Origin of the sequence: Mesorhizobium shangrilense (assembly GCF_040537815.1) — a bacterium.
Taxonomy (GTDB): domain Bacteria; phylum Pseudomonadota; class Alphaproteobacteria; order Rhizobiales; family Rhizobiaceae; genus Mesorhizobium; species Mesorhizobium shangrilense.
Genome location: NZ_JBEWSZ010000001.1, coordinates 3,152,520 through 3,174,724 on the forward strand (window position 1 = coordinate 3,152,520; position 22,205 = coordinate 3,174,724).

The 22,205-nt window shown below is 61.9% G+C and carries 17 protein-coding genes and 1 pseudogene; 7 read left to right on the forward strand and 11 right to left on the reverse strand.

From position 1 onward, the window contains the following. Window positions 1-38: 38 nt before the first annotated feature. From ABVQ20_RS15555 to ABVQ20_RS15565, 3 genes are all read left to right on the forward strand, one after another. Window positions 39-1,709: a serine hydrolase domain-containing protein gene (locus ABVQ20_RS15555; RefSeq protein ID WP_354460396.1), complete on the forward strand. Its 1,671-nt coding sequence runs from the start codon at window positions 39-41 to the stop codon at window positions 1,707-1,709. 87 nt (window positions 1,710-1,796) lie between these two features. Continuing rightward, entirely contained in the window at window positions 1,797-2,594 is a 798-nt protein-coding gene (locus ABVQ20_RS15560) for a M55 family metallopeptidase (RefSeq protein WP_354460397.1), read from the forward strand. 529 nt (window positions 2,595-3,123) lie between these two features. Beyond that, complete coding sequence (locus tag ABVQ20_RS15565; protein WP_354460398.1) at window positions 3,124-4,116, forward strand: DUF5996 family protein; 993 nt, start codon at window positions 3,124-3,126, stop codon at window positions 4,114-4,116. Window positions 4,117-4,175: 59 nt separating this feature from the next. Here ABVQ20_RS15565 and ABVQ20_RS15570 read toward each other — a convergent pair whose 3' ends face one another. Then, a complete protein-coding gene (locus ABVQ20_RS15570; protein WP_354460399.1) occupies window positions 4,176-4,601 on the reverse strand; it encodes a DOPA 4,5-dioxygenase family protein in 426 nt (141 codons plus the stop codon). A 166-nt stretch (window positions 4,602-4,767) separates the two neighbouring features. Between ABVQ20_RS15570 and ABVQ20_RS15575 the strand changes: the two genes are divergently transcribed. From ABVQ20_RS15575 to ABVQ20_RS15585, 3 genes are all read left to right on the forward strand, one after another. Then, the gene (locus tag ABVQ20_RS15575) at window positions 4,768-5,316 is read left to right on the forward strand and encodes a glutathione peroxidase (protein ID WP_354460400.1); all 549 of its coding nucleotides are present in this window, start codon (window positions 4,768-4,770) and stop codon (window positions 5,314-5,316) included. Between the two features lie 121 nt (window positions 5,317-5,437). Next, entirely contained in the window at window positions 5,438-6,238 is an 801-nt protein-coding gene (locus ABVQ20_RS15580) for an SDR family NAD(P)-dependent oxidoreductase (protein WP_354460401.1), read from the forward strand. A gap of 862 nt (window positions 6,239-7,100) precedes the next feature. Continuing rightward, the gene (locus ABVQ20_RS15585) at window positions 7,101-8,537 is read left to right on the forward strand and encodes a tetratricopeptide repeat protein (RefSeq protein ID WP_354460402.1); all 1,437 of its coding nucleotides are present in this window, start codon (window positions 7,101-7,103) and stop codon (window positions 8,535-8,537) included. 265 nt (window positions 8,538-8,802) lie between these two features. Here ABVQ20_RS15585 and ABVQ20_RS15590 read toward each other — a convergent pair whose 3' ends face one another. The 8 genes from ABVQ20_RS15590 to ABVQ20_RS15625 all read right to left on the reverse strand — a co-directional run bounded on the left by ABVQ20_RS15590 (window position 8,803) and on the right by ABVQ20_RS15625 (window position 18,441). Further along, window positions 8,803-9,387 (reverse strand): alpha-ketoglutarate-dependent dioxygenase AlkB, encoded by a 585-nt coding sequence (locus tag ABVQ20_RS15590; protein WP_354462186.1) that lies wholly within the window; start codon window positions 9,385-9,387, stop codon window positions 8,803-8,805. Between the two features lie 73 nt (window positions 9,388-9,460). Continuing rightward, entirely contained in the window at window positions 9,461-9,724 is a 264-nt protein-coding gene (locus tag ABVQ20_RS15595; protein WP_354462269.1) for a hypothetical protein, read from the reverse strand. Beyond that, the gene (gene otsB / locus ABVQ20_RS15600; RefSeq protein ID WP_354460403.1) at window positions 9,703-10,485 is read right to left on the reverse strand and encodes a trehalose-phosphatase; all 783 of its coding nucleotides are present in this window, start codon (window positions 10,483-10,485) and stop codon (window positions 9,703-9,705) included. The genes ABVQ20_RS15595 and otsB overlap by 22 nt, the downstream gene beginning before the upstream one ends. After that, window positions 10,485-12,251: an alpha,alpha-trehalose-phosphate synthase (UDP-forming) gene (locus ABVQ20_RS15605; RefSeq protein ID WP_354460404.1), complete on the reverse strand. Its 1,767-nt coding sequence runs from the start codon at window positions 12,249-12,251 to the stop codon at window positions 10,485-10,487. Before ABVQ20_RS15605 ends, otsB begins: the two co-directional genes overlap by 1 nt. 104 nt (window positions 12,252-12,355) lie before the next feature. Continuing rightward, window positions 12,356-14,518: an amylo-alpha-1,6-glucosidase gene (locus ABVQ20_RS15610; protein WP_354462187.1), complete on the reverse strand. Its 2,163-nt coding sequence runs from the start codon at window positions 14,516-14,518 to the stop codon at window positions 12,356-12,358. Between the two features lie 94 nt (window positions 14,519-14,612). Further along, window positions 14,613-15,674 carry a glycosyltransferase family 4 protein gene (locus ABVQ20_RS15615; RefSeq protein ID WP_354460405.1) on the reverse strand — a complete coding sequence of 354 codons (1,062 nt, stop codon included), beginning with the start codon at window positions 15,672-15,674 and terminating at the stop codon, window positions 14,613-14,615. 209 nt (window positions 15,675-15,883) lie between these two features. After that, complete coding sequence (locus tag ABVQ20_RS15620; RefSeq protein ID WP_354460406.1) at window positions 15,884-16,711, reverse strand: PA3715 family protein; 828 nt, start codon at window positions 16,709-16,711, stop codon at window positions 15,884-15,886. Window positions 16,712-16,992: 281 nt separating this feature from the next. After that, the gene (locus ABVQ20_RS15625) at window positions 16,993-18,441 is read right to left on the reverse strand and encodes an aromatic amino acid lyase (protein WP_354460407.1); all 1,449 of its coding nucleotides are present in this window, start codon (window positions 18,439-18,441) and stop codon (window positions 16,993-16,995) included. A 243-nt stretch (window positions 18,442-18,684) separates the two neighbouring features. Between ABVQ20_RS15625 and ABVQ20_RS15630 the strand changes: the two are divergent. Continuing rightward, window positions 18,685-19,279 (forward strand): annotated as a pseudogene (locus ABVQ20_RS15630) (dihydroorotase); the annotation flags it as partial. A gap of 233 nt (window positions 19,280-19,512) precedes the next feature. Here ABVQ20_RS15630 and ABVQ20_RS15635 read toward each other — a convergent pair. Continuing rightward, on the reverse strand, window positions 19,513-20,940 hold the full coding sequence (locus tag ABVQ20_RS15635) for an APC family permease (protein WP_354460408.1): 1,428 nt from the start codon (window positions 20,938-20,940) through the stop codon (window positions 19,513-19,515). Window positions 20,941-21,039: 99 nt separating this feature from the next. Next, the gene (locus ABVQ20_RS15640; protein ID WP_354460409.1) at window positions 21,040-22,200 is read right to left on the reverse strand and encodes a LysR substrate-binding domain-containing protein; all 1,161 of its coding nucleotides are present in this window, start codon (window positions 22,198-22,200) and stop codon (window positions 21,040-21,042) included. Window positions 22,201-22,205 lie beyond the last annotated feature (5 nt).

Consider the following 22,205-nt stretch of genomic DNA (forward strand, 5'->3'; position numbering starts at 1 on the left):
GTTGATTGCTTCCGATTGATATTGCGAGGAGACCACCGATGAGCCGACTTTCCGCCGCCGCAGTCGAACTGTTCGAGGACCTGATCCGCCAGCAGGTCGAGGACAAGGCGATCCCCTCCATCTCCTATGGCCTTGTCGACCGCGACGGGCTGATGGCCGCGGGCCATATCCAGCGTCATGACCGTGGCTTCGCCATGGGCGACGACACCTGTTTCCGGATCGGCTCGATCACCAAGACATTCACCGCCCTGTCGATCATGCAGCTTGCCGAAAAAGGGCTTGTCGATCTCGATGCCGACGTCTGCGAATACCTACCGGGCTTCAAGCCGCTCAACCCGTTCGCCGGGCGCGAAGGCGGTCCCCATGGCGCGCGGATCAGCCTGCGCAAGCTGCTGAGCCACACCGCCGGCCTCGTGCGCGAGCCCAAGAGCGGCCACTATCTCGACGCAGCGCGGCCGCCGCTGGCCGACACCGTGGCCGAACTCGCCAGCTCGACGCTAAAACAGGATCCGAGCCTGGGACAGATGCATTACTCCAATGCCGGCATTGCCGTGGCCGGAAGGGTCATCGAGACGGTGACGGGCAAGAGCTACGCCGAATACGTCACCGATCATATGCTGAAGCCGCTTGGCATGGACCGGACCTCGTCGGGCCTGGCGCCAGGCATCGCCGAGCGGCTCGCGCCCGCCGACATGTGGACGCTGGACGGCGACAGCCCCGCTCCCGTGTTCGACCTTGGCGGTCCGCCGGCCGGCAACATCTATTCCACCATTGGCGACATGGCCCGCTATGCCCAGTGCCTGCTGCGCGGCGGCTTCGCGCCGGATGGCCGGGCGATCGCATCGCCCGCCTCATTGCGCGAGATGTGGGTGCCGATCGGCAAGCGCGCCTCCGGAGAAAGGGTGGCGAACACCTATGGCCTGTGTTTCGGTGTCGGCGATGTCGATGGCTGGACCTCCGTCGGCCATGGTGGCGCCGTCTATGGCTACGCCTCGCAGATGATCCTGCTGCCCGCCGCCGGCGTCGGCGTGCTGATCTTCTCGACGCTGGATTTCTCCAACCAGATCGGCGCGCGGCTTGGCGTCGAGGGGCTGCGCATCGCGCTGGCCGAACGCCGGATGGGTACGCTGCCGTCGCGGCGGCAGAGCCTGCCTGCCGTCGCCGCCGACCAGCTTGCGGCACTGCCCGGCCACTACCGGCACGAAACTTCCGGCGAGGTCGTCGAGGTCAAGGCCAAGGGCGGCAAGCTCTATCTGATGGGCGAAGGCGTGCCGTTGCAGATCCGCCCGGTCGCCGGTTCGGATTTCACCATTGACGGGCGCATCTATGGACGCGACGCCGAATATCCACACATGAAGCTGTCATTCCCCGCTCCCGGCGCGCTGGTGTGGAAGGCAGCGAACTGGTCACGCATTGAGGCACTGCCCACTGAGATAGTGCCGGCCGAGATTGCGCCGCATCTCGGCGAATACGGCCCGGATTTCAACGTCACCTATCTCAGCTACAGCCATGGCGAGCTGAAATGCCTGATAGAGTATTTCTGCACGCACAGCTGTGAGCCGGAGGAGGCCGGGCGCTATCGCATGCATGGCATCCTGTACGAGGAAGAAATCCTCGAACTCGACGCCGTCGACGATCACGGCCGGCGCGGCATCCGGGTCGGCCCGATGTTCCTCGAGCGCCGGCCCGCTGCAAAAGCGAGCGGCTGATGGTGCCTACAAAGCATTCGCCCAAGCAAATCGACCAGCTGCCGACGTCGATGACCGGGCTTCTTTAACATCCAGGGAGGACAGACAATGAAGGTATTCATCAGCGCCGATATCGAAGGCACCGCCGGCATCACCAATTGGGACGAGGCCAAGAAGGGCAATCCCGACTATGCCGAGTTTCGCGAATACATGACCGACGAACTGGTCGCCGCCTGTGAGGGCGCGAAGGCGGCTGGCGCCACCGAAGTGGTGGTGAAGGACGCGCACTCCACCGCGCGCAACCTCATCCTGTCGAGGCTGCCGGACTATGTCCGCATCGTGCGCGGCTGGAGCGGCCACCCCGACATGATGATGTTCGGCATCGACGACAGCTTCGCCGCCGCACTCTACACCGGCTACCACAACAAGGCGGGGACGGACACCAACCCGCTGGCGCATACCTTGACCGGCACCGTCTCGCGGCTGCTGATCAATGGCGAGGTCGCCTCGGAATACACGCTGAACGCGCTCTGCGCGGCACGCTACCGCGTGCCTTCGGTGTTCCTGAGTGGCGACGCCGGCATGTGCGCCGAAGCGAAGGTTCTGGTGCCGGCCATCGGCACGGTGGCGACCAGCGAAGGATTTGGCCCGGCGACCTCATCGATGACGCCTGGAGCCGCAGTCAAGGCGATCCGCAACGGGGTCGAAGCGGCACTGTCACGCGACCTCTCGGTCTGCCTACCCCCGCTCGCCGACAGCTTCGAACTGGTGGTCGAATACACCACGCCGATCGAAGCCTATCGGGCCAGCTGGTACCCGGGCGTCGAGCACGTCGCGGCGCGCACGCTCCGCTTCAAGGCAACGGATTTCTTCGACATCCAGCGCGCGGTCCGTTTCATCGTCTGAGGTTGGGTAATACCGCCGAGATCGGGAGACACTGATTTCGGCGGCCTCGCTGACCAGACTCCTGCTGGGCGACACGACATCGCAGGGCATGCTTCGAGACAACCGTCACCGTCGAGCCCCTATTGATGGCGTGGCGGCTTGGTCTGTCGAATCGGGTCGTCGCTTTCCTCAAGATACGTCTACGCCCTTCGACAAGCCGACCTCCACACTCGACCCCGAAATGGTGGGTGAAGTGCTTCAGGTCTTCAAGACGCCGGCGATCGAGGGATGACAATGGTGGTCGTCACCCATGAGATGGGTTTTGACCGCAACGTCGGGCACCGGGTGATCTGGATGACGGCCTGATCGTCGAGGAGGCAGCCCCCCGAGCGCTGCTCTCGAATCCGCAAAGGAGCCGCACGAAGAGTTTTCTGGCGAAAATCTTGTAGGCGAGAAACATCTCGGCAGGCAGCTGCGAACCCGGCGCACCCACGCCGCAAAAAAAACAAAGTCCGCTCCCGGCTATACGATCGGTAGCCGATAGGAGAAGATGCCTCGACGGCTTCCGTTCGCGATGCCGGTGAACCAAATCGGCTTGATCGGGACGAAAATGCAAGAATGGCCTGAAATTCCGTACGGCGCGTGGCGGGAGACATGTGCTGCGCTGCACCGCTACGCGCAGATTGTCGGCAAATACCGGCTCGCCCGCACACCGTGGATAAACCACTCCTGGCACGCCACCCTTTATCCCAACGCGCGCGGTTTCACGACGGGTCTGGTGCCGGACGTGCGAGGCGGCATCGAACTGAGTTTCGATCTCATCGACCATCAGGTGGTCGGTACGGCAACAGGGGGAGGGACGGCTCGGCTTGCGCTTGAGCCTATGTCGGTCGCATCGTTTCACAAGCGCCTGTTGGATCTGATCCGTACCCTCGGCGGGACGCCGGAACTGGACGGCAGGCCAAATGAGATTCCCGATGGCGTCCCTTTTGCCATGGATACCATCGAGCGGCCGTATGACGCCAGCGCCGTGACACGGTTCTTCCGTGCCTGCGTGGCTGCGACGAACGTATTCCAGACCTTCCGCACGTCCTACCTCGGCAAGGTCAGTCCCGTCCATCTCTTCTGGGGCAGCTTCGATCTCGCGGTGACCCGGTTCTCCGGCAGGCGGGCACCTTTGCATCCCGGAGGCATTCCAGGTTTGCCTGACGAAGTCACATGCGAGGCGTACAGTCACGAAGTCTCGTCGGCCGGGTTCTGGCCTGGAGGAGGAAGCATCGACTTCCCAGCCTTCTACTCCTACGCATATCCGACTCCCGCGGGGTTCGCGTCGGCGAAAGTATTCCCCGATGCCGCGCACTTCGACGCCGCGCTCGGAGAGTTTTTGCTGCCCTACGATGCAGTTCGCAACGCCGCCGATCCCGACGCCGTCTTGATGGCCTTCCTGGAGAGCACATATCGTGCTGCGGCCGATCTCGGCCATTGGGACGTCGCCGCGCTCGAATGCGCGATAGGAGAACCTCGACGGCCACGGTTGCTGTAGCGCGGCGATTGCTGGTTTGACCCAGTTGACGGGATTGGCGGGTCCGAGGTGGCGATATCCTATGCCGGTATGGTCGGGGTGGTATTCGGGAGCAATGCCTCCTCTGCCTCATGGTCTTCGGGAAGGCTCTCGCCGTGGAGAAGCAGTGGTGTGCCTATCCAGACCGGGTCAATCAAATGGTCTCGCCGCGGGTTCGTGGTGTTCGGATGAACGAGAATGCTGAGGCCGCGATGGTTGAGCATCAGCCATGGCACCAGGGCAGGAAAAACCTCGTTGGCGAATGAGACCTGAAACATCGATTGATCATGCGGCCCGACCTTCCCGTCATGCCAATTCCCAAGCCGAACCAGAAAGCGTTCGCCGATCGCCGCGCGCAGCCACTCCGCTACTGGGCGGGTCGTCTGTCGGTCGTAATAGACATGTGCATGATAGCTGGCGATTTCCGACAGAAGCCTAGGCTCATTTTTCGCACCGGAAAGGCTCATTTCATATCTCCCACGCTCTCGCTGATCCGACCGTTCTGGCAATCGATACACATAAGGGCTGTCGCTCAAGGTGCCCAGCAATTTAGTCCTGGAGAATAGCCTTCCTTGACGGGCACGGCAAAGCGACCAATGTACGGGGCGATATCTGCCCGTGGGGAATTTGGCTATGACAGCCTCGATCCGTGACATTCCGTTCAGCCGTGCCGACGGCTCAGCCACAAGCCTTGGCGAATATACCGACAAGGTCCTGCTGATCGTCAATGTCGCCTCGAAATGCGGCTTCACCAGGCAGTATGATGGGCTGGAGGCGCTCTATCGCTCGTATCGCGATCAGGGCCTGGTGGTGCTCGGCTTTCCGGCCAATGACTTTGGCGGCCAGGAGCCCGGCACGGACGGCGAAATCCAGGAATTTTGCCGGCTAACCTATGGTGTCGACTTCCCGGTGTTCGCCAAGATCGCGGTGAAAGGGCCACGCAAGCATCCGCTCTATCAGGCGCTTATCGAGGCGCAGCCGAAGGCTGCGTTCAGGCCGGACAGCACGCTTCTCACCCGGCTGGCCGGGAAAGGCGCGGCGCCCTCACCCGCCGAAGTGAGTTGGAATTTCGAAAAGTTTCTGATCGACAGGCAGGGAAATGTGGTTGCCCGCTACCGCTCCGACACGGAACCGCAGGACGAGACGATTGTCGCCCCTGTCCGCAGGCTTCTGGCGACCTGACGCAACAAACCGCCGCCCCACCGCGCCCTTGGACATCCGGCCATACAACAGGTTGCGGCACTATTGTCGTCTTACCGCTTCGGCGGTGAAACCCGCCCACATAAGCCGAGGAGAACAGGTCATGGATCTGCAACTGAATGGTAGACGTGCTTTGGTCACTGGCGGCAGCAAGGGAATCGGCCGCGCCATCGCCCGGCAACTGGCCCTGGAAGGCGTGGATCTTGTCGTCGCCGCCCGCGACGCCGCCGATCTGGACATTGCCGTGCGCGAACTGGCGGCGGAGACCGGACGCAAGATCGTCGGACTGACCGTCGACACACAGGACGACGGCTCGGTCAGGGCACTCGTGGCGGGAACGGTCGCGGCGCTCGGCGGCCTCGACATTCTGGTCAACGCCGCTGCCAAACCGGGCGGGCAGACACCGCCGCCAAAGCTGGCCGAGATCACCAACGACCTGTTCTGGGATGACGTGGACGTCAAGGTGATGGGCTATCTTCGCACGGCGCGTGAGGCCGCTCCTCATATGGCTGCCGCCGGCTGGGGCCGGATCATCAACATAAGCGGCCTCGCCGCACGCCAGACTGGCTCAATCATCGGCTCGATCCGCAATGTTGCCGTCTCTGCCCTGACCAAGAATCTCGCCGACGAATTGGGCCCGAAGGGGATCAACGTGACGGTGGTCCATCCCGGTCTGACCCGCACCGAAAAGACCGCTCCCGTGGTCGCCGCCCGCGCGGCTTCGGCCGGTGTGGCGCCTGAGGAAATCGAACGACGCCTGGCCGCCAATGTCACGATCGGGCGCCTCGTCGATATGGCCGAAGTCGCTGACGTCGTTGCCTTCCTCGCCTCACCGCGAAGCGTTGCCATCAACGGCGATGCGATCGCCTGCGGCGGCGGGATCACAGGGCCGATACACTACTAAAGCGCGTCGCGTCGAAACGGATTCATGCGACGCGCTTGGCTCTTTTGTTTCTATGCATGTCGTTTTCCCAAAACCGAGGCCACTTGGCCGACATGCATTGGCCAGCAATCAAACAACCTATTGCGTCACCGCCGAAGCAGCCGCCCGCCGCCGTGGGCCCCTCCTCTGGCGGGCCAACGGCACGAACCAGACTGTCTCCAGATGACCTTCCTTGGGGTCCTCGTAACAAGTACGTTACAGTGACAGCACCGGCCTGGAACGCCCGGACCAGCCCGGATAAGAGTTCGAAATGCCTGGTCGAACGGTCGATCGCGTCCACGTCACCGGATGGCCACGCCCTCAGCCATATTGCCGACTACCCTGGTCCCTTTGGCCCGAGGAACCCTGCCTGCACAATCACCGGCGCGTAGCGTGTTCAGCGCTATTCCCAGCCGTGGTTTCAATGGTGAGGTCGAATCCGTCGTCAACGCATTGCGGAGGTGCATTCGCAGTCAAGGAGCGCGCTGATTGATATGGGATCCAGGACGAATCCGCGTTCACATGCCGCCAGGGCATCCGAGGCTCGGTTCGTCCGAGCTGTCGAGCAAATCGCGGTCGGTATTGCCGGCAACTCATCGCCTTGTGCGCGCCTGGGAAGGGACCTCGCCATAAACTCTTCGAGTTGACCCCCAGATCGCTCCCCCGGATAGCAGTTCTTGGTGCAGGCTGCATACTGCAAACCGAATAGATGGTTAAACTCGCATCCAAATACACTGTGATGGATCGATGGCACAAACTGCATAGCGCTGCAATTACTGACGATTTAACCTCGATCTCTGGGCAGGAATACGCGGAGACCCGTCCAAGATCGAGGGAACATGTCATGGACACGACCCACGAAATCGATTTGGAGCCGGAAAAATACTTAGTGGTTTCTTATGCGGAGGCCTGGAAAGAACTTGAGTTCCTGCTTTTGGACCCGCGGTTTCACTGCTCGGATCGCAACAAGAGGTTCCTCCGCTGTGTTTCTGAAGAACTCTTCGCCGGGCGCGAGAGCGCGCTGAAGGCATACTGCATTGCCGTCGATGTCTTTGGCCGGCCTTCTTCCTTTGACGCGTCGACCGACCCTATTGTTCGGATCGAGGCGACGCGGCTTCGGTCGGCTCTCACCCATTACTATGAATCGTCCGGACGGGATCGGGACATCAGCATCGAGCTTCCGAAAGGCCGGTACGTACCGGTGTTTTCCCGGCAGGCACGAGATACGAGCGAACGGTGTGACCGCCCTGGCATCATGCAGTTTCATGCCGGGGAGACAGCGGCAACTGGTGCAGTCCCGCGCCGGGGGGTAGGCCCAAACACCATCACGTTGCTGAAACTTGGCTTGGGAATGGTCTTGTGTGGCGGCATTGTGCTGTTTGCCAATTACCCGCTGAGCAGCCCAGTCCATACCGCCATATCGGAACGGCCCTCCCTCTCAGTCGATCTCATGCCAGACGATCCTCAAGATCTCGGGGCAATCGTCTTGCGCGATACGCTCATCAGCGCGCTTTCAGGCTTCGGCACGCTACACCTGCTGGCCCCGGACACCTACACCTCAAGCACAATCGAAGATGCCTCCGCCGCGCCACTGCGCAGCCGCTATCGGCTTGTTTTGAAGTATAGCTCGGATCGGATCCAGAGATCGGTCTGGTGGCAGGTCATCGATGAGCAGACCGGGGAGGCTCTCGAGTCGAACCGCGACAGTGTACGTGTCGATGCCGCTTCGTCCATCGATCCGACCGAACTGCTGGTTTCACGTCTGGCTGCGCGCATCGCCTCGGGTGACGGCGTCATTGACGCCGTCGAAGCCAGTCAGGACCTGAAGCATCCGACGCTAGGCAATGGATGTGTGTTGCGCGCCAACCGCGCGCTCAGTACGCGTTCGGCACAGGCCCTGCGGCAGGCCAGGTCCTGTCTGGAGCGCACGCTGCAACATCGCCCCTACGATGCGGATACCCATGCGATGCTGGCCCTGGTCCTCCTGTCCATCGATCCGGAGGGTGCATCGAAAGACGTGACGGCCGCGGCCGAAGAACATGCCGATCGCGCTGTTGCACTGGGTCCTCAATCCTCCCGCAGCTTGATGGCCAAGATGATGGCGGAGTTTCGAGCAGGCAACAGAGAAGCAGCGATATCGGCGGGTCGCAGCGCAATGACGCTCAACCCTTATGACACCAAGTTGGTCGCGACATTCGCCAGGATTCTCTACTCCACCGGAGAGCGGAACGAGGCGGCGATGCTTGCCAGCAAAGCCCTGGAGATCGACAGGCCCCTTTGACAATGCGGGATGGGCGCTCGCGTTCGACGCTATCGCCGAGGGCAGCTCAGTGAAGCACCCGCGACGAATACCAGCAGGCTATGCTATCTCCCCGAGCTCCCGCTTGAAGCAGCGTTCGGCGAGAAGAAGCCCGCGGCTCTGGCAACCGCTGACCGTCCCGCGCCATTGAAGCCGGATGCAGGTGCCCGTTTTGCAGGGTCGCTCCGACAACGCGTGGGCTGTTCGCCTGATCGCAAAAGCTCCTCCAATCGGCAGATCGTCGTCCTTACGAGCGCAGTGTTCGCAACGTGATTGAATAGCGATGGTCGGCCAAGGGTGGAATGCTGTGTTCCCATTCGCTGCGTGCCGGGCCTGACATGAGATAGGCCGATCGCGGTTCGACCGTGACCGTGCGACGATCCCATTTCTGGCCATTCTTGCGGCGGAGCCGGAAATCGCAGGACGACAACAGGGAAACGCCAGAAATCAAATCGTAGTGCGGCTTGTCGCGATGCCAGCCAATACCGGCGCCCGGCCGATATTCATTGATCAGAACCTGAACGAAGTCCTGATCAGGTCGGCCGGCAAACGTTGCGACTTTATGCCTAAGCGGGAGGAGAAATTCTGGTATGGGCGGCGCGTCAACCAATTGACGTCGCTGGTAGTCGTAGCGCGTTCCAAAGCTGGCGACATGGCGATTGGCGAGATGCCCGTGGAAATCGAAAGGTTCGAACTTCAGTTGCTGGAGCGCCCCAACCAGAAAGCTCTCGTCGTCACGCGTGATCAGGTCAGGCAGGTACTGGAAGCCATTCGGCAAGGCGCTGGCGGGACTGAAAAGATCTTGCTGAATATGAAAAGCCTTCGAGATCATAGCGTAAGAATGGAACTCAGCCAGACTGACAAATGAGCCCCCGATCCCGATCCGATCGGCACCAGCATGAGGTTTATGGTTTGCGATCCCCTCCGGGCTTGCGGGCTGCGTTGGGAGTTCGCTCGGACTGTGAGTTGTGGACAGCATCGCCGTCATCAATATGCGTATAGTCGGGCGTATTGGCTCCGAAAATATCCTTCTCAACCATCCTGTGCCATACGGTGTCCGCGTGCCGGGGTGATTGGGCAGCATCTCGTCCCTGCGAGATGTTTGTAAGCGAACGCCGCGAGAGCCATGCCGGCATCAACTCACGGATCAGGCTGACAAACTGGACCATCGAGCATCTCCTTTTTGCCCTGTGCTTTCAGCCAGCCATGCCAAGGCTTGATCGACACTCGAAAGCGCGTAGCGAGCGGACGTCTGACGCGGCGGCCCTATTCTCACTGACAGGCCGCCCATCTCGTTGACCGTGTCAAACCCCGGCTCATCCGACGTGTCGTCGCCCAGGAAGATAGGCTGCTTGCCGACAAAGGCGGGCAGGTCCATGAAACGCCGGATCGCTGCGCCCTTGGCCGCCTGCAAAGGCATAAGCTCCACCCCGGCGTTGCCAGCGAGCACCCGGTACCCTTTTGGCAAGTGCTTCAGGGCCTCTTCCACCAACTGGGTTGCGCGCGGGAGCAGATGGGGAGCGGCGCGCGTGTGGATGGCAAGGATCGGCCCCTTGCGCTCGACATAGACGTTTGCAACCCCGAGTTCAGCCTCTATTTCCTGCGCCAGTGCGGCAATATCGGCCGGCTCGCTGGCCGCCAAGACCGGACCATTCATCTCAAGTCTGTGTTCCAGGCCATAGAGACCCGCGGCCCGCAACCTGAGCGGCTTGAAAAGCCGGTCCGCGACCGAAATAGAACGCCCTGTGATGAACGCCAGCGCTCCATCAAGTTTGGTTTCGAGTTCCACCAGAAGTGTTCTCAGCCGCTCGCCAACGACGACTGCATCGGGGTGTTCGGCGTGCTCCAGGAGGGTTCCGTCGATGTCGAGGAACAAAGCCCAGTTTGCGTCCGGGACTTGCGGCGGTGGCAGGTAGGACGATGCGGACATCACAGGGCCGCCACGCGTTTGCGATCGATGATCGAGACCACGTTCCCGTCGTTCGACGGCACAGTTCCGACAGCACGATCAATGTCATTGCGCTTCCGAAGCCGTGCGGCGTCCAGCAGCATGCTGCCGGCCCAGCGGTAGACATTGTTGTCGCGGACCACTCCACGCATGCTTTTCATGCGTTGCCCCTGTTCCGAAGGCGCCATCGTCAATGCCTGCAGAAGCGCATCCGCCATCATCGCCGCGTCATACGGATTGACGATGAGTGCTTCCAGAAGTTCCTTCGAGGCACCAGCGAACATGCTGAGCAGCAGCACACCCTGCTCGTCGTCGCGTGCCGCGACAAACTCCTTGGCGACAAGGTTCATGCCGTCATGCAGGCTGGTGACCATGCAGACGTCGGCTGCACGGTAGATTTCGTAGACCTGGTCCTGTGAATGGTGTTCCGCCACCATCACCACAGGGACATAGCCTTCGCGACCGTAGCGCAGGTTCAAGGCTTCGGCTTTGCTCATGCATTCCTCATGCAGTTGCTGATAGGCAGGGAGCGTGCCGCGGCTGGGTGCCGCGATCTGCAGGAATGTCACCTTGCCGATCCATTCGGGATGGCCCTCCAGCAATTCCTCAAAGGCCTGGAAACGATCAAGAATGCCCTTGGTGTAGTCCAGGCGCTCCACGCCGACGCATAGCTTGATGTCACCCGACAGGCCGAATTTCTCCCGAATGCGCTTGCGGCATTCGCCAATGGTGGGTGCGTTTTCAAGGCGTGATGGCGGCCATTCGATCGAGATCGGATAGGGATGGACCAGGCTGGTCTGGCCGCCATAGGAGATGGCCGCGTCTTCACGCTCGATCCGGCTCTCGAGGAAGCGATCGACGCTCTCGATGAAGTTGTTGCAGTGGAATTGGGTGTGGAAGCCGACAATTGAGCTGCCAAGCAATCCTTCGAGGATTTGCTCCCGCCACGGGCAGATGCTGAACACTTCGGAGTTTGGCCACGGAATATGCCAGAACGTGATGATGATCGCATCCGGAAGCCGCTCGCGGATCATCCTCGGCAGCAAGGCGAAATGATAGTCCTGGACGAGGACGATCGGGCGTTCGTTGCGGGCTTCAGCGACCACCGTATCGGCGAATTTCCGATTGACGGCCTGGTATGTTTCCCAATCGGAGAGCCGGAATATCGGCCGTGTAAAGGCAATGTGACAGAGCGGCCAAAGCCCCTCATTGGCAAAGCCCAGATAGTAGCCCTGCTGCTCTTCCTCTGTGAGCCACACGCGCCGCAATGTGTAGGCGGGTTTATCCGGCGGAACCGCCAGCCGATCCTTGTCATCGACCACGAGGCGGTCGGCTGATCCGCCGCCATAGGCGATCCATGTGCCGGCGCAGGCCCGAGTAATCGGCTCGAGCGCCGACACCAGACCGCTCGCCGGCACCACCAGTTCGATGCCGTCGTCCTTGAGATTGTGGATATAGGGCTCGCGGTTGGAAACCACGATCACCTGCGCGTCCGGAAGTTCCTTCGCCAGGATGCTTCGCAGCGTATCGGGCGTCCAGTCGACCAGCGCGGCGTCAGCCGAGTGACCACTTTTCTTGAACTGCACGGCACGAACCGGCTCCGCTTCCGTGCTCCTCGCCGCTGACCCGGTTCGGCGCGATCGCAAGATCGAAATTGCCAAGGCAGCGGTTGAAACGCACAGGCTGGCCAGGATCAGCAACCAGATGGCGGGGGCCGATTGCGCGAGGTTGATACTTCCGTCCGTCATTGCATCCATTTGATCTGATTGTTCGCCTGGCAAGCCATGTCGTTCGCTCAAGCCATGGCGGTCGCTATTGGGCAACGCACGCAGATCACGATGGTTCCGGTTTTTCAGCTTCTGACGATAAGCGGCACCAGACCCTCGTGGCGGTCGGCGAGGAACGCCCCGACGCGATCGCCCACGCGCTGGAACGTCAGGTCGACCGCGTTGTCAGCAACCGCGAGATGGCGGATCGTCAAATTGTCGATGCCGATTGGCAGACGTGGCCTGGTGACATGGATTTCGCCGTTCCAGCCATCGATCCGCAGGCCGAGGCAGGCCTGCATCAGCATGAAAGCGGAGCCGGCGGACCACGCTTGCGGCAGGCAAGCGACCGGATAGGCGATCGGCGCTTCGCCGGGCGCGCGGGTAAAGCCGCAGAACAGTTCGGGCAATCGCATGTTGAAGTGCACGGCGGACTCGAATGTTCCGCTCATCAGCCGCACGACGCTGTCGCGGTTGCCGTATCGCGCCAGACCTTGCGCGCACAGCGCGGTGTCGTGCGGCCAGGTAGAGCCGTTGTGATACGACATTGGGTTGAAGAACACAGCATCGTCAGCCAGCGTCCTCAGCCCCCAGCCGGTGTGGAACGACGCCGACAGCAGCTGATCGGCCACCATCCCTGCGCGCTCCGGTGTGGGAAGACCGACAAAGAGCAAATGGCCGGCGTTGGAGGTGCGGACCTTGCAGGGCTGGCCGTCGCCGTCGAGCGCCAGCGCGTAATAGTTCAGGTCTTCCAGCCAGAAATCGCTCTCCACCCGCTGGCGGATCGCCTCGGCGCGTTGCTGCCATGCCTGCGCTCTGTCAGTCTCGCCGCGGCGCTCGGCAAGCTGCGCCAGCCCCTGGAACGCGGCAAAGACGTAGCCTTGCACTTCGACAAGGGCAATCGGCCCCTTGGGAATGCGTCCGTCGGCGTGGAAGACCGAATCGAAACTGTCTTTCCAGCCCTGATTGGCGAGCCCGGAGTCCGCGGCGCGCTGGTATGTGACAAAGCCCGTCGAGCGGCTTGCTTCCTCGATCCATTCGGCGGCGGCGCACAACGATGGCCACAGGCTGTCGATGAAGCCCATGTCGCCCGTGCGGTCGGCATAGCCGCAAGCCAGATGGATGTAGAGCGGGGTGGTGTCGACGCCGCCATAATAGCGGCCAAACGGCAATTCGCTGAGCGCGGTCATCTCGCCCTTGCGGGTCTCATGCATGATCTTTCCGGGCTGGGAATCGCTGAACGGAGAGGTTTCGGTCGCCTGATGCAGCGCTAGGAAGGACAGCACGCCGCGGGCGAGACCGGGATTGAGCCACAGCATCTGCAAGGCGGAGATCACACCGTCGCGGCCAAACGCGGTCGAGAACCAGGGGATACCCGCGTAAGGATAGGGGCCGGTCGGCAGTTCCGTGGTGAGCAGCGCGACGTCGGCGCGCGCCCGCGCGACCCAGTCATTGAAAACCCGGCCCGAGCTGTGCAGCGTCGCGCCGTGGCGGCGCTTGGCGCGCATGTTGAAACGGGCACGCGCCGCCGAGGCGCGGAATCGCTCGCGGTCGGGAGTGTCCGCGACCTGACCGCCGACCTCGATATAGAGCGTCTGGCGGCTGCGTTTGGACAGCACGATGAGGAAATCAGCGCGATCGGGCTCCAGCCTGTCGGGCGTTTGCGAGAACGATATCACGGAGGTCCGAACGATCTTGTCCAGCCCTTCGTAGCGAAGCGCGATGGAGTCCTCGCCAACCTCGGCGGCGCCAACGACACCGCGTTTGGAACGGGTGGAGCCACGCACCTCGAACATATCGCGGAAGTCGGCGGCAAAGCGCAGCGAAATCAGGACGGTCGAATGTTCCTGACTGTAATTGGATAGGGTAAGGCGCTCATAGAGCCTTTCCTGCCACAGCAGCCGCACCCGTTCGATATGGAGGGCGCCTTGCGGAATCTGGCGGCCGTCGGCGTCATTGATCGGCAGGTTTGTCAAATTGGCGGTGAACAGGACATTGTCCTGGCTGAGCGATGCGCCCAGCAACGACGTCGAACGCCCTCCGACGGTCAGGCGGAACTCCGAAAGCACGCGGGTATCGTCGCGGAAAAAGCCGTCCCCCGTGCCACGGATGTCGCCATAGGCATCGGCAACCGCAAAACAGTCGCCATGCTTGAGCGCGTACAGCCTGTGCGGCTCGCGTGGCGCTGTGTCATCAAGGGAAGCAAGTGCGACGGCCGGATCCAGCTTGCGCTCGTCAAGTTGCGTGATGGTCAATACCTCTGTCCCGGTTCAGGTCTCTGTTTTGGGCCTGTCGTTTCCCAAGACCGCTGCGCACTTTTGGGCGACATGCATTGGATTGGCGTCAGGACGCCTTGATCTGCTGCTGGCCGTTCAGCAGGCGCCGATACGCCGCCACGTAATCATCAGCCATGCGGCTGGCGGAAAAACGCTGTTCGAAGACTGCCCGCACCCGCCGTCGGTCGAGTTGCAGGAGTGCCCGCATGCTGGCGACGGCGTCCTCGATCGTCTCGACGACGAAACCGCTTTGTCCGTTGTCAACGATTTCCGGCAGCGCGCCGCAGTTCCAGGCCAGTACTGGGGTGCCACACGCCATCGCCTCGATCGCGACAAGACCAAATGGCTCGGGCCAATCGATGGGGAAAATCAGCGCCGCCGCATTGCCAAGAAACGCTTGCTTCTGCGCATCGTTGATCTCTCCGACGTACTCTATCTGGTCGCCGTCGATCATCGGCTGTACGACTTCTTCGAAATAGGCGCGATCGTCGTCGCCGATCTTTGCCGCGAGCTTGAGCTTCATGCCGGTGCGCCTGGCGATCTCGATCGCGCGATCAGGGCGTTTGTCCCGCGACAGCCTGCCCAGAAATGCCAGATAGGTGCCTTCGGCATCGACCTCGAAATCCCCCACGAGGACATCGGGCGGAATGCCGTGATGGATCGTGGCCAGCCAGTTCGCTCCGGCGAGTTTCGCACGCTGGCTTCTGGAAATGGAGATCATCGGAAAACGTGGGAAGCGCTCGTAGGCCGGCGCCAGATCGATATAGTCCAGCCGGCCATGCGGCGTCGTCACCGTTTTTCCAGCGATATGCCGGAAGAAGGGAAAATGCAGGAAATGGCTGAGATGGAAATGGATGACGTCGAAGTCGTCGGCGCGAGCGCTGACCTGGTCGAGCATCGACAGGTGCGCCGCGATTTCCGATTTCAACGGGCGCGGATCGAGGCGCAATGCACGCTCGCGGCAGGAAACCAGCTCAGCGCTGGTTCTGGAGTCGCCGCTCGCAAACAGGGTCACATCATGGCCGAGTTCGACAAGAGCATCTATCAGGTAAGAAATGATGCGCTCTGTGCCGCCATAGAGCCTGGGCGGCACGGATTCGTATAGCGGCGCGACATGGGCAATTCTCATGACCCGGCATTCTCTCGACAAAAAGGCAGTGTGACGGGAAATGCTTCAGCGGGCGGATAGTTCCGCCTCGGCCCGATACAAGCGCCGCCTTGCGCGTTTGCGGCCCGATCGCGGGCGTTCGGTGTCGAGATCGACGTATCCTCGGCCTGTGGCGGCATCGCCGTGCCCCTGCCCGAAAATTCGGCTGACAAGCCCGGCGCGAGCTGCGGTCAATTTGCCAGAGCCTTGAGCGGCTCGGGAACCGGATACTGGCCGCCATCGTAGCGCAGCCGGTAGGTTTTGCTGACGGTCTTTCCGGGATGCGATTGGCATTCGCCGGTGGCGTCAGGCGCGGGGTTGTCCGTGTCGGTCTGCTCGACGGCAGCGATGTCACTGAAGCCGTGGAGACTGGCCGACCCCATCGACAAACTCACCGCGCTGGAATGAAAGGACCCCGCGCAATTGGTGTCGCCCTCTCCGCCAGCTCCCGAGACTACGATGCCATCGAGCACGACCCGCAGCGTGCTAGCCACAAGCGCATAAAGCCTGAGGTCGGTTTCGCTGAAGGGGTTTGGTTGCGACTGGTTTGCCATGGAGATACGCAAGCCGAAGGCGGTGACATCCGGCGAAAGCCTGTAGCGTGCGGTATCGAACTCGATCTTGCGGATGGCGATGGCATCGTCGTTCAGCAGCCCGGGCTGCAGCAGCCGCTGGCGCACGCCCAAATCCTTCCTGCCGACGACCAGGATTTCGATATCGCCAAAATGCCCGTCATCGGTGGACCGCGCACTGTCGATCAGAGGCACGGCAACCAAAAGCAGATCATCATGGGCGGGCCATGGCTTGCAGGTCAGGCCGAAGGGCGAGCTGTCCTCGATCGCACCGACCGAGATTCTCGTATGGGGTTCGAGCGTGAAAGAGGCGCCGTCGGGACTCCTGATGGCGGCAGGATAGGCCTGCCGCAGGAGAGTGTCGGTATCACCGCACTCGTCGGCCCGGGCGGCCGACAGGCTGGCAGCAAGGCCGAGGGCAAGCAGGAAAGCGCTGGGCAGTCGCATGCGATGCTCACCTCCGGGCGGCTTTGATCTGGCCGTCAATGCTCATACCCGGGTTCGGGCCGTTCCGCGCATGATGCGTCGCTTGACCATCAAAGCCAACAGACAAAACGTGTTGCGACCACGGTTGCGCAGCTGTCCGAGATCGTCAGGAAAGATGCAGGGGCCGCGATTCGACGCTCGCCTCGTTGTTTCCCGGCAGGCCTTCGAAGACGCGGCTGACGGGGACGCCCAGTGGCCAGGCGAGATCTTGGAGCATCGACGCGCCACGCATCTTCAACCGATTATCCCTCAAACACCTGCTGCGTGAACCGCTCGGCCAATCTCGCCAATTCAGGCCCAAGGACCCGATCCTCGTTGACAGGTGCAACACTATCGCGGACTTCAGCCACGAATGATCGAAGTGCCGGAGGACCCTGCCGGCCGGTGACGTAAAGGGCCTGCGAGGCCAACATCGCCAGCATGGCGAGTGACGCATCCACGCAGCGCCCAGCCCTTTCCTCCTTGGCCCATGCAAGGAATGCCGTCGCTGCAACATCATCCTGTCCGGCGCCGGCAGATTCCGTGCCGGGAATGAATGTCCGCTGGGCGAAAAGCTTGGCCTGTTCGAGATAGCCGGTAATTGCCATCGGCACATAGCCGACATTGCCGTGGCCATCGCTGTCGCTTGGATGACGGTCGGTCATGAGCAGGTTCGGCAGATGCGACACCGCGCCATTGAGCAGTTTGGAGCCATGGCGGTCGCATAAAAGACTGATGTCTGCCCAGATGGCGGCAAGGTCGTCGAGAGCAGGAGCAGCCATTGCATTGTGATAGCCACCGGTGCTGATGCAACGGCCCAATGGATGGGCATCGTCCGGCGGAATGTAGACCGGGTTGTCAGAAGCCGAGGCAAGCGAAACGGTAGCGGCATGTTCGGCCGCGGCGAGTGCGCGATGAGCGTGGCCAAGTATCTTGGGCACAACGCGGTAGCTGACCGGCGCCTGGTAATTGCGCCGCCCGCCTCCGGCACCCACAAGCAGCTCGCGCAGACCCTTCAGCGCGCTTGCCTCGTGCTGGTCGCCCCATAGAACGTCGAGTGCCGCATCGTAGTGCTCGAGGGGCGCACTGAAAGCCTCGATCGACAGCGCAAACACCTTCTCGGCCATACGGACACGCCGCCGGGCCGCCAGCGCCGCGTCGGCGACAAGGGCTGCGGCACAGGGCGAGCCATTGATGAGCGATCCGCGCTCCTTCACCTCCAGGTCGAACCCGGCGGACAATTCGGCGAAGAGCGGGTAAAGCGCCAGTATTTCGCCAGCGCCCCCTTGTCCGGAGGAGGCCACGGAAGGCATCGGCCTGCCGTCCAGCATTTCCGCGACAGAAAGCGCTATCCGTGGCGTGGTGGCGGCGTGGCCTTCCAGGAAATTCGCCAGACGCGCCAGCACCATCCCCCTCACCACCCGCTCGGGATAGGGATCACCAAAGGAGGTCGCTGCCGCAAAAGCCTTGATGCGTGCATGGCGATCGCGTTCATCCTTGCCAAGCCGTTGGCGCGCCAGCTCACCCATGGCCGTTGTCACGCCATATATGACGATGTCGGCGTCGCTGTCGATCAATTGCAGGAACGATGCGCGGCACTCCGCGATGCGGCGTAGTGCTTCTTCGCCAATCGTGACGCTCTCCCTCTTCCAGGCGACGCGAAAGAACGAATTGAGGTCGATGTCGGCCCTGGTGGTCAATGTGACGGTCATGAAAAATCCTGTTTGCCAAAACGATCTGGCTGCGCCGCACTCGATCGATTTGAAAGATGAAGCACAAGGAGGGAGTGGGTCTGAAGGAGCCGAAACGTGAATTGCAACCGCCGGGTATGTTCAGGCTGCCGATGGATATCGTCAAGGCCAGGTTCCGGCTTCGCGATTTGTTATCGCAAGCTTCGGCGAAAGTGATTTCCGCGGTCCGCCTCTTTCACCGATCCTTGAGGCTGAGGAGCAGAGATGAGCGATTTTGATCTGGTGGTGACGGGCCGCGTTGTCGGAACCGATGGGGTGCGCGAGCAAGGCTATGTCGCTGTTCGCGCCGGGCTGATTGAACGGATCGGCGAAGGCGCGCCGCCAGCCGCGCGCCAGCGCCATGATTTTGGCGAGGCCTTTGTGCTTCCTGGAGCGATCGATGCCCAGGTGCACTCGCGCTCCCAAGCTGGCCAGGAAAGATTTCATCTGGTCGACACGTTCAGCGGCGGCAGGAGGGGTCACGACGATCGTCGACATGCCCTATGACGACGGGAACCTGATCTGCGACGGCGAGCGACTGGCTCGCAAGGCTCAAGAGGCAGGCGAGCAGGCGCGGGTCGATTTTCCCCTTTATGGCACGGTCCACCCGAAGGACGGTCCCCAGCATATCGCCGGCATGGTGGCGGCGGGGGCTGCAGGCTTCAAGTTCTCCACCTTCGGTACGCATCCTGAACGGTTTCCCCGCATCCCGCAGCAAACCCTTCATGCCTGTTTCACAGAAATCGCCCGTCATGGCCTGATCGCCGGCGCTCACGATGAGGATGACGAGACCGTGCGCGCCGCTGAAGCCGAGGTCCGAGGCCGACAGGCGCAAGCGGGCGGCACCTTCGGCGTGGCTTTTGTGCTGGCAGGCGAGAATGAAATATGAAAGTTGCCTGGTTTCCATATGGCCAGCCTTACCATCACCAGCGTCGCGAGCCACGTGGTTTCCGAAACGGCGGAAAGGGCAGCAGCTGTCGGCGGATAATCGCAGGTCCGGCGCGGAGCCAACCGCGCCGGAACGACAAGCGTTTATGGCAATTCAGCCCCGGGCTAGTTGTGGCCCATGCGGGCAAAACGAACCGGATCGGTCCTTTCCAGCCGCAGCGCCAGAAGATAACCGACAATGGCCGCGACCGGGATCAGTGACGGCAGGACAATGCCCAATACCCCGCCCGCCGTGCCGGTCAGGTCGCCAAAGTGCAGGAAGATGTAGACAAAGAGCGACGCCATCACCAGACCGGAAATCAAGGGCAGAACGAGCGTCGTCAGCGGCGATCCCGCAAGCCCCGTCCGGCGAAAGAAGACGATCACCGCGAGCGAGGTGACGGTCATCATCCCCAGAACGCCCAGCGTGCCGATCTGGCTGATCCAGGTGAACATGTTGAGGACCGGATCAAGTCCCATTCCCGCAAAGAATGCCAGAACGACAAGCGCGCCGACAGACTGCACCACTGACCCGATATGCGGGCTCTGGTGCGTGTCATGCGTCCGGCCGAACACGGCAGGCAGCAGGCCCTCGCGCCCGGCGACGTAGCTGTAGCGGGCGATGTAGTTGTGGAAGGCCGAAAGGGCCGCGAAGAGGCTGGACACAAGAAGGACACCCGCGATCGCCGGCACCGGACCGCCGACATACTGCCCGGCCAGATCGAAGAAGAACACCGACGGATCCGGCAGCCCCTGGATCGTCGGCACCAGCTTGTCGACGCCGACGCCGACGATCATCAGCCAGGTGGTGAAGACGAAGAAGATGCCGATCATCAAGACAGACAGGTAGGTGGCGCGCGGAATGGTCTTCTCCGGCTCGCGTGTCTCCTCGGCATAGATGGTGGTTGCCTCGAAGCCGATGAAGCACCCCATGCAGAACAGCACGGCGGCAGTCAGCGAACCCGAGAAGATGGCATTGGTGTCGAACAGGTTCATCGACAGCCCGTTCGCGCCGCCCTTGCCCAGAATTGCAAAGTCGACGATCAGCACCACCAGGTATTCGAGCGCCACGATGAAGACCAACACCTTGGCAGAGAGGTCCACCTGCCGGTAGCCGAAAAAGCCGACCAGAAGGATGGCGATCAGGCTCCAGCCCCACCAGGGCAGGAACGCCCCGTGCTCGCCGAAGACGCCGGCCGCGATGCCGCCGAAAAGGCCGATCAGGCCGAATTGCATGGCGTTGTAGGCAACCAGCGCCACGATCGCCACCGCACCGGCGGTACGCCCGCCGAGGCCGCGTGCGGCATAGGCATAGAACGCGCCGGCATTGGTAATATGCCGCGACATCGCCACATAGCCGACCGCGAAGGCCAGCATGAGAAGCGTGACGAAAACGAACGTGGCCGGAATACCCGGCCCGTTGCCCAGCAGGAATGCTATGGGCATCGCGCCCGCCACCCCCGTCAGTGGCGCCGCGGCCGAGATCACCATGAACGTCACAGCAATCAGGCCAAGCGAATTCTTGCGTAGTTGGTTGGTCCCCGCGATACTCATTTCGACATTCTCCTCCTAATGTTCCCCAAGATCGGTCATGCGCGCCCTCGCCCCTGCTCGAGTGGTCACGTGTCTGTTATTGTTCGAGGCGGCCCTGATTCATGGCCGGTCAGCCTGTCCGAAGGAGGCCCTGCATCTTGCAAGGAAGTCCTTCGCCAATTCGCTCCGGCGGTCCGAGCGCTGCGCGATCGAAACCACGGCGCCCTCGGGAAAGTCCTCGTCGAGAGGTATCGCCAGGATCCCCTTTCCGTCGGGCGCGGTCCTGGTCTGTGGCGCCTGTGGAACGATCGAATAGCCCAGGCCCTGCGCCACCAAACCTCGCACCATGGCGAGGGACGGCGATTGGAAGCGGATGAAAGGCTTCATTCCATTGCGGCCAAACAACGCCGCGTTGGCCAAACGCACCGACGGATAGTCCAACAGGATCATGGGCAGGTCCGCCAGGTCGGCAAGCCGGAGGCTGGATCTCGCCGCCAGCGGGTGATCGGCGCTCAACAGCACGTGGGGAGCCGGAGGGCACACGAGTTCGGCATCCAGATCCGGCTCATTCACCTTTCCGAAGGTGATTGCCGCCTCGATCCTGCCAGCCCGCATCTGCTCGATGAGATCGTCATGGTCCGCTTCCAGGAGACGTATCTCGACGTCCGGCTTCTGGCTTGCGAAATCCGCGACGAGGGCCGGCACGAATTGCGGACCGAGGGTGATGAAGAAGCCGATGCTGATATGGCTTTCCAGACGATGCGGTTGATCTTCGTCCGGTGCGATCGGAACAACACGCCGGTAGCCTCGATTGCCGTAGACGAGCGGTGAGCGCTGGGCGGAGAGTTCGATCTGCTCGACCTCGCCGATGAAAATGAAATGCGTTCCCCAAAGCAGGGCGGTCTTCAATTCACAGTCGAGCGAAACGATGGCGTCGTCGATGATCGGTGCACCGGTCGCGCCACCGTGCCATGCGATCGCACCGAACCGGTCCTCGTTCAAATGCCTGAGGCGGCCGGAGAAAAGGTCCGAGACGAAGCTCTGGTTGCCGCTGAGGACGTTTGCGCAGAAACGCCGGTTCTTCTTGATCGCCTCGCATGCCGGGCTCAGGTGATGGACGCTGATAAGCAGCGAAGGCCGACTGGTGTCGGCCGACACAGAGGTCATGGATGAAACCGTCACGCCGAACTGGCCGGCGTCACCGTCCGTGGTCACGACGGTGACGGCGGCGGCCACACGGCTCATGCCTTCGAGGAAGCGGGCACGCAGGTCTGCGTCCATCTTGG